General features: G+C 62.6%; 11 protein-coding genes and 1 tRNA gene. 4 read left to right on the forward strand and 8 right to left on the reverse strand.

Annotation, left to right across the window (positions count from 1 at the left end; genetic code table 11):
* Both AC4FAH_RS09470 and AC4FAH_RS09475 read right to left on the reverse strand, forming a co-directional pair.
* Window positions 1–1,363 (reverse strand): coniferyl aldehyde dehydrogenase (locus AC4FAH_RS09470; RefSeq protein WP_490245948.1); only part of this gene is annotated, 1,363 nt, incomplete at its 3' end.
* Between the two features lie 251 nt (window positions 1,364–1,614).
* A tRNA-Arg gene (locus AC4FAH_RS09475) sits at window positions 1,615–1,691 on the reverse strand.
* Between the two features lie 144 nt (window positions 1,692–1,835).
* Between AC4FAH_RS09475 and AC4FAH_RS09480 the strand changes: the two genes are divergently transcribed.
* Entirely contained in the window at window positions 1,836–2,330 is a 495-nt protein-coding gene (locus tag AC4FAH_RS09480; protein WP_064503228.1) for a c-type cytochrome, read from the forward strand.
* 30 nt (window positions 2,331–2,360) lie between these two features.
* On the opposite strand, the gene rep is transcribed toward AC4FAH_RS09480, so the two are convergent.
* The 4 genes from rep to pyrE all read right to left on the reverse strand — a co-directional run bounded on the left by rep (window position 2,361) and on the right by pyrE (window position 6,469).
* Entirely contained in the window at window positions 2,361–4,442 is a 2,082-nt protein-coding gene (gene rep, locus AC4FAH_RS09485; protein ID WP_043331771.1) for a DNA helicase Rep, read from the reverse strand.
* A gap of 118 nt (window positions 4,443–4,560) precedes the next feature.
* On the reverse strand, window positions 4,561–5,034 hold the full coding sequence (gene trmL / locus AC4FAH_RS09490; protein ID WP_225347435.1) for a tRNA (uridine(34)/cytosine(34)/5-carboxymethylaminomethyluridine(34)-2'-O)-methyltransferase TrmL: 474 nt from the start codon (window positions 5,032–5,034) through the stop codon (window positions 4,561–4,563).
* 144 nt (window positions 5,035–5,178) lie between these two features.
* Window positions 5,179–5,739 carry a YfaZ family outer membrane protein gene (locus AC4FAH_RS09495; RefSeq protein ID WP_225347436.1) on the reverse strand — a complete coding sequence of 187 codons (561 nt, stop codon included), beginning with the start codon at window positions 5,737–5,739 and terminating at the stop codon, window positions 5,179–5,181.
* A 55-nt stretch (window positions 5,740–5,794) separates the two neighbouring features.
* Complete coding sequence (gene pyrE / locus AC4FAH_RS09500) at window positions 5,795–6,469, reverse strand: orotate phosphoribosyltransferase (protein ID WP_107335804.1); 675 nt, start codon at window positions 6,467–6,469, stop codon at window positions 5,795–5,797.
* An 86-nt stretch (window positions 6,470–6,555) separates the two neighbouring features.
* Between pyrE and AC4FAH_RS09505 the strand changes: the two genes are divergently transcribed.
* Complete coding sequence (locus AC4FAH_RS09505; protein ID WP_043331765.1) at window positions 6,556–7,323, forward strand: exodeoxyribonuclease III; 768 nt, start codon at window positions 6,556–6,558, stop codon at window positions 7,321–7,323.
* 213 nt (window positions 7,324–7,536) lie between these two features.
* On the opposite strand, the gene rph is transcribed toward AC4FAH_RS09505, so the two are convergent.
* Window positions 7,537–8,283, reverse strand: a complete 747-nt coding sequence (gene rph / locus AC4FAH_RS09510; RefSeq protein WP_043331764.1) for a ribonuclease PH — start codon at window positions 8,281–8,283, stop codon at window positions 7,537–7,539.
* Window positions 8,284–8,478: 195 nt separating this feature from the next.
* Between rph and AC4FAH_RS09515 the strand changes: the two genes are divergently transcribed.
* On the forward strand, window positions 8,479–9,342 hold the full coding sequence (locus tag AC4FAH_RS09515) for a YicC/YloC family endoribonuclease (protein ID WP_225347437.1): 864 nt from the start codon (window positions 8,479–8,481) through the stop codon (window positions 9,340–9,342).
* 71 nt (window positions 9,343–9,413) lie between these two features.
* Here AC4FAH_RS09515 and AC4FAH_RS09520 read toward each other — a convergent pair whose 3' ends face one another.
* On the reverse strand, window positions 9,414–9,869 hold the full coding sequence (locus AC4FAH_RS09520) for a very short patch repair endonuclease (protein ID WP_225347438.1): 456 nt from the start codon (window positions 9,867–9,869) through the stop codon (window positions 9,414–9,416).
* Window positions 9,870–9,913: 44 nt separating this feature from the next.
* Here AC4FAH_RS09520 and AC4FAH_RS09525 point away from each other — a divergent pair.
* Window positions 9,914–11,237, forward strand: a 1,324-nt coding sequence (locus tag AC4FAH_RS09525; protein WP_490245949.1) for a DNA cytosine methyltransferase, incomplete at its 3' end; no start/stop codon positions are given.

Below are 11,237 nucleotides of genomic sequence, written 5' to 3' on the forward strand. Positions count from 1 at the left end.
GCGTGCCCTCGGTGACCCGCTGCTGTTCGTGCTTGTCGTGGCCGAAGTAATACAGCGCCAGCGGCCGGGGCCGGGCGTTCACATAGGCCATCGCGACGGATAGCGTATCCGCCGGTGCCTCCAGCAACGTGTCCTTCACACTCGTCTCGCCCTCCGCCTCATCCGCTGCCCCCGGATCCGCCAGGCCGACGATCGGCAGCAGCGGGCCGAAGATTTCCTCCTGCATCACGCGCATCTCATCCGTCACATCGAGCAACGCCAGCGGCGGCATCAGACGCTTCTCGACCAGCTCCGGGTCATTCCAGTCGGGGCTGTCGACCAGAGGCCTGAGTGTCGCGCCCTTCGCCAGGGCGTCCTCGAGCACCTCTCGCAAGCGCTGGTACTGACGCTGATTGATGATGCGCGAATAGTCCTGCGTCTCGCAGAAGCGCGGATAGAAGCGCTGGAAGGCCTCGCCCAGTGCCGTGACCAGCAGCGGGACCTGGTCCTCACTGCACAGCACGTAGTCCGGCGCGACGCAGGTCTGGCCGGCGTTCATGCCCTTGCCGAAGGCCAGCCGCCCCGCGGCTTCACGACGCTGCGACTCATCCGCCATCAGCTCACGCGACATGATCACCGGCGACTTGCCGCCCAGCTCCAGCGTCACGGGGGTCAGGTTGTCCGCCGCGGCGCGCATCACATGCTTGCCGACCGCCGTGCTGCCGGTGAACAGCAGGTGGTCGAAGGGCAAGGCCGAGAAGGCCGCCGCCACATCGGCCTCACCGATCACCACGGCCACCTGCACCTCATCGAAGGCATCGAGCAGCATCACGCGCAGCGCCTCGGCGGTCTCGGGGGTGAACTCGCTCATCTTGATCATCACCCGATTGCCGGCACTCAGGGCGCTGATCAAGGGGCCGATCGCCAGATAGAGGGGATAGTTCCAGGGCACGATGATGCCGACCACGCCCAGCGGCTGATAGACGACGCGCGCAGAGGCCGGCTGGAAGGCAGCGCTGACATGGCGCTTGGAGGGCTTCATCCAGCCCTTCAGGTGACGGCGTGCATGACGAATGCCTTCGTAGCTCGGCACCAGTTCGGCCAGACGCGTCTCATGGGCGCTGCGGTGGCCGAAATCGGCGCTGATCGCCGCGATCAGGGCCTCCTCGTGTGACTTGAGCGCATCACGCAGCGAGGTCAGCCAGGCCTGGCGCTCGTCGGCGCTGGGCATCGGCGACAGGCCGTAGGCGGCGCGCTGGTCTTCCAGCAGCGCCTGCATGCGCGTGATTTCCCGGGCGGCAGCCTCGCTGCTCTCATTAGACGAGCCAGCAGGCGAGACAACAGATTCAGGCGAAGCAGGATCAACAGGGGCGGCAGTCGTCATGAGAACATCCAGTGAGGGCCGGCGAAGCCAGCAGCTAAGGCAGACAGCCACGAGTATGGCGTACTAGGCGACAGCGACCGGCGCGAAGAACCGCCAACGTGGCTCATCCCGTTTTAGAACACTCGTTTGATGACGTCAAAGAAAGTCGCCTGCGCCGCTGGTGCACGCCGCAATGCAAAAAGCCCCCGCACCGTGAGGTACGAGGGCTTTTCGGGTGTCGACCGGCAATGGCGCCGGTAACGGGAATTCGTTGGCGCGCCCAGCAGGATTTGAACCTGCGACCCCTGCCTTCGGAGGGCAGTACTCTATCCAGCTGAGCTATGGGCGCGCATGCCAGGGTTGCAGTGAACCGAGGCGCGCTTATGGTAACGTCTTGATTCTACGATGTCGAGATATCCCGCCAGCCACGCGGTTGCTGCGCCTCCGGCGAGCGCTATACTGGCTCGATACACAGCCCCAAAAGGTGCACGCCATGCAAGCTCGCCGGCCAGCTGCTTTTCCCCTCAAGCGCTCTTCCCTGTCACTCTCATTGAGCGCGATGCTGTTCAGCGTGCTTGTCAGCGCGTCCGCACAGGCCGCAGACAACTCCCGCGAGGCGATTGCCGAGCGACTCAAGCCGGTGGGCGAGCTATGCGTGAAGGGCGATGCCTGCGCCGGTGATGGCTCGGCAGCGAGCTCGCAGCCGGCGGACAGCGGCGCTGGTGGCCAAGCCAGTGCCGCCAGCGCGATAGACGGCGAGAAGGTCTACGGTGGCATCTGCATGGCCTGTCACACCACTGGCGCCGCCGGTGCCCCGCGCCTGGGCGAGGCCGGCGACTGGGAAGGCCGACTCTCCAAGGGCGACGAGACGCTCTACACCCACGCCATCGAAGGCTTCAATGCCATGCCGGCCAAGGGCGGCAACCCGGCGCTTTCCGATGAGGAAGTGAAGGCCGCGGTGGATTACCTGCTCGACTCCGTGCGCTGAGTCTCAGCGCACAGTACCCGACAGTAAACATCAGCCCAGCAGCGAACGCAGGCCCGCGATGGCATCCCGCCCGCGGGCCACTTTCTTCTCCTGATCCTGCGGCTTGTCGGCCCGCCCTTCCCACTCGAGGTCTTCCGGCGGCAGCTCATCCAGGAAGCGGCTCGGCACGCAGTCCATCATCTCGCCGTAGGTCTTGCGCTGGCGCGCCAGCGTCAGCACCAACGTACGGCGGGCACGAGTGATGCCCACGTAGGCGAGGCGGCGCTCCTCCTCCACTGTCTCCATCTCGATGGAGTTGCGGTGCGGCAGCAGGTCTTCCTCCAGCCCCAGCACGTAGACATGCGGAAACTCCAGGCCCTTGGAGGCATGCAGCGTCAGCAGCTGCACGCGGTCGGAGTCATCTTCCTCGGCCTGCTGCTCGAGAATGTCGCGCAGCACCAGGCGTGAGATGGCCGCCGCGACATCGCCGGTCTCGGTATCGCCGATCATCGCCTCGCTGCCCTCCAGCTCCTCCACCTCTTCCTGCGGATTGCCGCTGATCGACTTCTCGAGCTGATCGACCAGAATCCAGACGTTGGCCATGCGCCGCTCGGCGATCTTGGGCGCACTGGCGTTCTGATACAGCCAGCCTTCGTAATCCACCTCGCGGAACAGCTCGCGGATCGCGCTGATCGACTGGCCGGCGTCCATCTCGCGGCGCACGCGGTCCAGCGTGTGGGTGAAGCGGCCGAGGCGGTCCAGCGCACGCTCGCTCAGCTGCTCGCGCAGGCCCATCTCGCTGCAGGCGGCGTAGAGCGACACGCCACGCCCGGTGGCGTAGTTGGCCAGCTTCTCCAGCGTGCCCGGCCCGACTTCCCGCCGCGGCACGTTGACGATGCGCAGGAAGGCGTTGTCGTCCGCCGGATTGATCAGCAGACGCAGGTAGGCCATCGCGTCCTTGATCTCGTTGCGCCCGAAGAAGGAGGTGCCGCCGGAGAGCTTGTAGGGAATCTGGTAGTGCTGCAGCTTCAGCTCCAGCAGGCGCGCCTGGAAGTTGCCGCGATAGAGCACCGCGAAGTCACGCCATTCGGCGCCTTCTTTGATGCGCCGCGTGAGAATCTCGCCCGCCACGCGCTCGGCCTCGGCCTCTTCGTTGCGATTCATGATGATGCGGATCGGGTCGCCATCGCCCATCTGCGACCACAGCGTCTTGTCGTAGACGTGGGGATTGTTGGCGATCAGGGTGTTCGCCGCGCGCAGGATGATGCCGGTGGAGCGATAGTTCTGCTCCAGCTTGATCAGGTTCAGGCGCGGGAAGTCCTCACCGAGGGTGACGAGGTTCTCCGGGCGCGCGCCGCGCCAGGCGTAGATCGACTGGTCATCGTCGCCCACCACCGTGAAGGTCTGGCGCTCCTGCATCAGCATCTTCACCAGCAGGTACTGGCTGATGTTGGTGTCCTGATACTCATCGACCAGCATGTAGTGGATGCGCCGCTGCCAGCGCGCCAGCACCTCGGGGTGATCACGGAACAGCACCACCGGCAGCAGGATCAGGTCATCGAAGTCGACCGCGTTGTAGGCCTTGAGGTGCCGGTTGTAGGCCTCGTAGATCACTGCGGCGTACTGGGCGTCTTCATCCTCGGCATGCGACAGCGCCGCCCCGGGCAGGATCAGATCATTCTTCCAGGTGGAGATCTGGCTCTGCACCGCGTTGATCTGCTCGGCGTCGGTGTCGGCTTCCTTGTGCATCAGCTCCTTGATCAACACCTTGGCGTCATCGGTGTCGAACAGCGAGAAGCCCGGCTTGTAGCCCAGTGTCTTCAGCTCGCCGCGGATGATGGTCAGGCCGAGGGTGTGGAAGGTCGAGACGATCAGCCCGTGGCCCTCGCGGCCCTTGAGCATCTTGCCGACACGCTCCTTCATCTCGCGCGCCGCCTTGTTGGTGAAGGTCACGGCGGCGATGTTGCGTGCCTTCATGCCGCATTCCTGCACCAGATAGGCGATCTTGGTCGTGATCACGCTGGTCTTGCCTGATCCGGCACCGGCCAGCACCAGACAGGGGCCATCGATGGCGCGCACGGCTTCCTGCTGGCGGGGGTTGAGCTTGGCGAGGCGATCACGGATCTCGGTCATCACGGTGTCCTGCTGGGCGAAGAAAGGGAGCGGAAATGCATCTCACGCGGGCGATGGTCGGTCAATCGAGGCCTGGCCGATCAATCGAGGCCTGGCCGATCAATCGAGGGCTGGCCGATCAATCGAGAATTGCGGCGCCGGCGAAATCGAGCTGACGCCAGCTTTCATAGACGACCACGGCGACGGCATTCGACAGGTTCATGCTGCGGCTGTCGGCCAGCATCGGCAGGCGCAACACCTGCTCGCGGGGCAGGCTGTCGAGCATCGCCTGTGGCAGACCGCGTGTCTCGGGGCCGAACACCAGCGCATCACCGGCCTGGAAGCTGGCCTCATGCGGCGCGGTGCGACCACGCGTCGAGAGCGCGAAGACCCGCGAAGGTGTCACGTTCGCCACGAAGTCATCGAGGCTGGCATGGCGCTGCACACGTGCCCACTCATGATAATCGAGACCGGCACGGCGCAGGCGCTTGTCATCCAGCTCGAACCCCAACGGCTCGATCAGATGCAGGCGGTAACCGGTGTTGGCACACAGCCGGATGATGTTGCCGGTATTGGGCGGAATCTCGGGCTGATAGAGCACGATATCGAGCATGAGCAGACTCGCGGCAGAAGTCGAAAACAGGGGGCTGGCCGGCGATGCTCACCTGGCCATGACAACGCAAAGCGGGCCCCGAAGGGCCCGCCATCTTACCGCAATGCGTGACTCACGCGGAGCACGCGTTGCCGAGAACCCGCCTCAGAACTGCAGACGCATGCCGACCAGCGGGCCGGAATCCAGCGTGCGTTCGTCACGGTTCTCGAAGTCAGCCTTCACCTTGCGGTAGCCGACATAGCCTTCGACGTTGTCGATGACCTGATACCGTGCGCGCAGGCCGTATTCGTAGCTGTGCTCGAGGTCGTTGCTGGTCGCGACGTCCGGGGTCACGTAGCCGTAGCCACCCAGCGAGACACGCGGTGCGCCCGGCAGGTAGTAGTAGCCGTAGCCGCCGAGGCCCAGACCGCCGCCGTCACCGTGGTCGGTGTCGTACTGGCTCCAGCGTGCGCCGAGGCCCACGTCGTATTCGCTGGTGCGCTCGGTGCCCAGCAGCTGGACGTGACCGGCCGTGACGTCGTCGTGGTCATCGCTGGACAGGATACCGCCGCCGAGCTGGACGCCATTGCCGATCTCGCCATTGATTTCGCCCTGAACGGCTTCAGTATTCAGGTTGATGTCAGCGTTGCCGGCCATGGCCGGGGCGGACAGACTGGCAGCGAGGATGGCTGCCGAAAGGCCGAGAATGTTACGGTGAGCTGTCATGTATGCACCTCTGTACGTGACTGGGAAGGTAATGCTGCGCGGGTCATGAACGCTCTCAGGCGCCCTGGAGACCGTATTGCGCACGGTAGTCGCGAATCGCGACCGCATGCCCAGACAGTTCCTGCTGTGCGTATTGTTCCAGATATTCGAGCACCTGGTCGAGCGTCACGATACTGACCACGGGCATGGAGAAACGTGCCTCCACTTCCTGAATGGCGCTGTTCGCCTTCAGGCCTCCCTGACCATCGGGAGCGCGCTCCTGACGGTCCAGTGCGATCACGACGCCCGCCGCCTTGGCACTCTCGGCGTGGATGATCTCCATCACTTCGCCGATGGCGGTGCCGGCGGTGATGACATCGTCGATGATCATCACGCGGCCTTCGAGGGGCGCGCCGACCAACGAGCCCCCTTCACCGTGGGTCTTGGCTTCCTTGCGATTGAAGGTGAACGGCATGTCACGATCATGATGATCAGCCAGCGCCACGGCCGTCACGGCACCCAGCGGGATACCCTTGTACGCTGGGCCGAACAGCACATCGGCCTCCAGGCCTGATTCGACGATGGCACGCGCATAGAAGCGTCCCAGACGCGCCAGGGCCTGTCCGGAGCGGAATAGACCAGCATTGAAGAAGTAGGGGCTCACCCGCCCGGACTTGAGCGTAAACTCGCCAAACCGCAGCACGTCCTGCTCGATGGCAAACTCAATGAACTCCCGCTGGTAGTCCTGCATCCGATATCACCTTTGAATTCGTTAGCCATTTACCAAATCGTCTAAAGCTCGGGTATCATACAGGCGCGACGAACCAGGGACCACGTATGAAAATCGCTACAGTTAACGTCAATGGTATTCGAGAAGCGGTCAGCCGCGGCTTCCTCGACTGGCTTGCCAGTCAGGACGCCGACGTCGTCTGCATCCAGAACCTCAAGGCCAAGAGCTTCGAGCTCGACGACAGCATCCTCTACCCGGAAGGGTACGAAGGCTACTTCCTGGACGCCGAAAAAGACGGCTTCTCAGGGGTTGGCCTCTATTGCCGCCAGATTCCCAAGGCCATCATGTATGGACTGGGCTTCGAGCAGTGCGATAACGAAGGCCGCTACCTGCAGGCCGATTACGACCGCTTCAGCATCTGCTCTTTCCTGATGCCTGACGGAAGTGATCCGGCTGCCAAGGGCGCCTTCATGGAGCAGTATCAGGAATACCTCAGCAAGCTGCGCCGCAAGCGTCGTGATTACATGATCTGCGGCACCTGGCATGTGGCCCACAAGACTGTCGACCTCGCCAACTGGTCCGACAATCAGATGACGCCGGGCTTCAAGCCGGAAGAACGCGCATGGATGGATCAGGTCTTCGGCCCGATCGGCTTCATCGACGCCTTCCGCGAAGTCAACCGCGATGCCGACCAGTACTCCTGGTGGCCAGCGCTGGACAGTGACCAGCCGCGCGCCCGTCAGGAAGGCTGGCGCCTCGACTATCAGGTCATCGACCCGAACCTGCGTCGTCATATCAAGGACGCCTGGATCGACACCGATGCCACCTTCAGCGAGTTCGCACCGGTCATCGTCGAGTACGACCTCGAGCTGTGATGCACGCTGTCACCCCTTGAGCGTTCGGCCTCGGGCCACCCTGCCAGTCGCATGATGTGCCTTCGGGCACTGACGAAAACGCCCCCATCGCGCAAGCGGTGGGGGCGTTTTCTGTCTGGCGTCAAGCGCTCATGACGCAGCGCTCATGACATGACACTCACGACACATCACTCATGACATGGCACTCATGGCACAGCGGCCGTGCCGCAGGGCTCAGGCGTCGGCCGGCATGCCGAGTGCGGCGCGCTGCGCGGCGAACAGCTGCTCACCGGTACGCTCGGCGAGATCCAGCAGCGCATTGAGCTCGGCGCGATCGAAGGCCGCGCCTTCGGCCGTGCCCTGCACCTCGATCAGCCCCTTGCCTTCGGCCATCACGACATTCATGTCGGTATCGGCCTTGCTGTCTTCCGGGTAGTCGAGATCGGTGACCGGCACGCCCTTGTAGATGCCGACCGACACGGCGCTGACCAGACTCACCAGCGGGTCGGTCTTGATCTTGCGCTCACGCTGCAGGCCCTGCAGCGCATCGACCAGTGCCACACAGCCACCGGTGATCGCCGCGGTACGCGTGCCGCCATCAGCCTGCAGCACATCGCAATCGATGGTGATGGTGTATTCGCCCAGCTTCTTGAGATCTACCGCGGCGCGCAGCGCACGGCCGATCAGACGCTGGATCTCCACCGTGCGGCCACCCTGCTTGCCACGCGCCGCTTCACGATCATTACGGGTATGGGTCGCACGCGGCAGCATGCCGTACTCGGCGGTCAGCCAGCCCTTGCCGGAACCGCGCAGCCAGCGCGGCACGCCCGCCACGACAGAGGCGGTGCACAGCACGCGGGTCTCCCCGAACTCCACCAGCACCGAACCCTCGGCGTGACGAGTGAACTCACGGGTCAGGCGGATCTCGCGCGGCTGCTCCGGGGTACGGCCACTGGGACGGGTCACGTTGGCTTCGCTCATGGGGATTCCTTGTTGCAGTATTCGGGAGGCCAGAGTCTACACGCCGCAGCCACGGGCGACGACCTTCGCGCCGCGCGGGCCGGACCTGCTCCTGATCACTGGGCGCTCAAGAGCGGCACGCGTACACTTCAGGCTATCAGCGCGGTCGCTCATGCGCCGCCCCTCTTCTGACAGCCAACCGACAAGGAGCACGTCATGGTCCACAGCATGACCGCCTTCAGCCGCCAGACCCATGAAGCCGACTACGGCACCCTGACGCTGGAGCTGCGCTCGGTGAACCAGCGCTATCTCGAACCGCACTTCCGCCTGCCCGACAGCCTGCGCGAACTCGAAAGCGCCTTCCGCGAAGGCCTGCGCAAGCGCCTCAACCGCGGCAAGGTCGAACTCTCGCTGCGCTTTGACGCCGAAGCCGGTGCCGACAGCCTCGCCGTCGATGCCAGACGCCTGGGTGAACTCAGCCGCGTACTCGCCGAAGTCGGCCAGCACTGCCCGGACACCCCGCAGCCCTCACGCCTCGCCCTGCTCGACTACCCCGGCGTGCTGGTGCGCGAAGGCGCCGATCAAGAGCGCATCAAGGCCGATGCCCTCAACCTGTTCAAGCGCGCGCTGGACGAGCACATCGAAGGCCGCGCCCGCGAAGGCGAACGCCTCGCCGAACTGATCAGCGCACGCCTCGATGGCGTCGACACCCACGTCGCCGAAGTCCGCCGCCTGATGCCCGACATCCTCGCCCGTCAGCGCGAGAACCTGCTCGCCCGCCTCGAAGAAGTCCGCGCCACCCTCGACCCACAACGTCTGGAAGCCGAACTGACCCTGATGGCCCAGAAGGCCGACGTCGACGAAGAACTCGACCGCCTCGACACCCACGTCGGCGAAGTCCGTCGTCAGCTCACCCAAAAGGGCCCCATCGGCCGCCGCCTCGACTTCCTGATGCAGGAACTCAACCGCGAAGCCAACACCCTCTCCTCCAAGTCCGTGGTCGCCGACACCACCCGCTGCGCCGTCGAGCTCAAGGTGCTGATCGAACAGATGCGCGAGCAGATTCAGAATATCGAGTGAAGCTGGCATTTGGTGGGCGCCCGCGAACCTGGTATTCTCCTGGTCACGCTGGGCGCCATGCGAGCATCCGATCACCTCATGCGAGGCGGAATTGCTGGCCATTGCATGTCAGCATGCAGTGATCGGATCAGCTCTGGAATCTGATGATCCTCAAGATCAAGGTGCTTCAAACCGCATTCCCATACGACAAGCACTCTCCAACCAAGCTGTTGCAGCTCATTCTGGACTCTGGCATCACGGGCCATGTTGGCCTCGAACTTCTGTTGCCAGAACTCAGGCCTCGTCTTCGGGCTGGCGGCGTAGAAACACTTTTCATGTCGATGCCAGAAACAGCCATGTACGAAGATGACGAGTGAGTGGCGCTTGAGCACCAGATCGGGAGAGCCGGGAAGGCCGCGCCGGTGCAGGCGATAGCGGAACCCCTGGGCATGCAGATACTGGCGCAACTGGATTTCAGGCTTCGTATCCTTGCCCTTGATGGCCCCCATCATCCGGGAACGCACTTTAGGATCAACCACATCTGTCATGTCAGCCCCCTGCTTCATTCAGGCATCAATTCAGGCTTAGAACCATGAACCATTCAATTCAGGTGGTCGACCTTTTTGCAGGCCCAGGTGGCCTGGGTGAAGGATTCAACTCCCTACGGGATGACAACGAGAAACGCGTCTTCAAGACACTCGTCTCGGTCGAGAAGGAAGCTTCCGCTCACAAGACACTGACCCTTCGAGCCTTCTTCCGGGAACTGCTCGATAGCGGAAAGGACAGGAGTGTCTACTTCAATTATCTGACAGGCGGCCCGCATCCCTCCAGCCTCGAAGAATATCGCGACCTCTGGGAACACGCAGAGCATGAAGCATTGTCATTGGAGCTGGGAGACGAAGCTGGCAATCATGCACTTGAGGAGAGGCTCGAGCAGGGGCTGGATCATTCGAGAAACTGGGTACTGATAGGTGGGCCGCCCTGCCAGGCCTACTCCCTTGCCGGGCGCTCCAGAAACAAGGGCAACAAGGAATACAAGGCAGAAGATGACAAGAGACACTTCCTTTACAAGGAGTATCTATCCGTTATCGCGCGCCATCGCCCTGGTGTCTTCATCATGGAAAACGTTCGCGGGATATTGTCATCCAAGGTCAATGGTGAATACATCTTTGACCAGATCCTGTCTGATCTACATGAGCCAGACTCTGCCGTAGAGGTCACTACCGCGGATTCCGTGATGTCGGTGCAGAAGAAGGGCTACACCATCTTTTCTCTGGTGGATGACAAGGTTCACTACCCGCGCGAGAACAGTGGCTGGTTTGGCTCTACCCCTCTTTCACGAGATGAGTTTTCCTCTTTCCTGATAAAGGCAGAGCAATACGGCATACCGCAGGCCCGTCATCGCGTCATTCTGGCGGGTGTCAGAAATGATCTTGTTGAAAGCATGGGGATCGACAAGATCGCCAGCATGCTCAAGGTTCCTCTTCACAGGGGAGGTGAGCCTGTGCCTGCTGCAGAGGTTCTTTATCACTCAGGCATGCCTGAACTGCGCAGTGGTCTGAGCCGCGAGGATTCACGTAAAGAGTGGTCCAGAACGATTCATGAAGCCGCGCAAAGAATCATTGCTGAACTGAAGGAGAAACCTCCTGTAAAGCTTGATTCAAGGCAAGCTGAGGAGCTGCTTGACGAGATCAAGTCCGTATCCGGGCATGCAGCCAAGGGGCTACGCCTTGAGCGAAAGCAGATGGTGGTAGAAGGGGCTTACAAATCCAGCCCGATAGTCAGTCAACTGGAAGAGTGGCTGCATGGTGCCTATGACAGAAAAGTGATGCCTATCTGGGTGAATCATGAGACGCGTGGTCATATCAAGGAAGATCTGGCGCGTTATCTCTATTGCTCCGCATATGCAAAGGTTA

It is taken from the genome of Cobetia sp., from assembly GCF_983723665.1.